At 74.8% G+C, this 845-nt stretch carries 1 protein-coding gene; it reads left to right on the plus strand.

Going from position 1 to position 845, the window contains the following annotated elements; all coding sequences use genetic code 11:
• Positions 1-79 precede the first annotated feature (79 nt).
• Complete coding sequence (locus ACFW2E_RS45960) at positions 80-787, plus strand: DUF6777 domain-containing protein (RefSeq protein ID WP_384477897.1); 708 nt, start codon at positions 80-82, stop codon at positions 785-787.
• Positions 788-845 lie beyond the last annotated feature (58 nt).

Below are 845 nucleotides of genomic sequence, written 5' to 3' on the forward strand. Positions count from 1 at the left end.
GGCCGAGCCCACGCCCCCACACCCCCTCTATCGGCCTCCCCCGCCCCCCCGCAGCTCCGCCGCGCCTATCAAACCCTCGATGGCCCCGGCCGGCGCCACGGCCCCGGTGAACGAGCTGCACAGCGTGCAGGGCGGCGACCCCGGTCTCTACGCCGGCACCCACAACACCCCCAGCTGCGACGTCGAGAAACAGATCCGGGCCCTGCAGGCGAGCCCGGCCAAGAACAGGGCGTTCGCCTCGGTCGCCGGAGTGGGGCCGTCGGCCGTTCCCGCCTATCTGCGCTCGCTGACCCCGGTACAGCTGCGCGTTGACACGCGGGTCACCGACCACGGTTACCGCGGCGGCGCCGCCACCAGCTATCAGGCCGTCCTGCAGACGGGCACGGCCGTGCTGGTCGACAGCCGAGGCGTGCCCCGGGTGCGCTGCATGTCCGGGAACCCGCTGACCCCTCCGGTCGCGCAGCGGACCACACCGAAGGTGAAGGGCGACCACTGGGCGTCGTACCGGCCCTCGAACGTGGTCGTGGTGCGGCCCGCGACGCAGGTCATCAAGGTCTTCGTCATCTTCGACAGCCACCAGGACAAGTGGTTCCACCGCCACCGGGGTGACCACTCGGGCCACGACGACCAGTGGACCAAGCCGCCCAAGCACCCCGTGAACCCCTGGGCGACGCCCGTCTCGCCGCTGCCGCCGAGTCCGTCCTCGCCGACTCCGACCGGCACCTCCTCGCCGACGTCGACCGGGGGGGCCCCGGCCGCCCCGCCCGCGGTGAGCCCCCGGGCGTAGGAGGCCGCCGAGGCGGCCCCCGCCGGTCGCGCGCCCGCCCGGGGGCACCCCCCCCCTG

The sequence above is a fragment of the Streptomyces sp. NPDC058964 genome, assembly GCF_042741275.1.
Taxonomy (GTDB): domain Bacteria; phylum Actinomycetota; class Actinomycetes; order Streptomycetales; family Streptomycetaceae; genus Streptomyces.

Bases quoted from the DNA above. Each gene is read 5' to 3' on its own strand.
- ACFW2E_RS45960 (WP_384477897.1), top strand. From the start codon at position 80: ATGGCCCCGGCCGGCGCCACGGCCCCGGTGAACGAGCTGCACAGCGTG.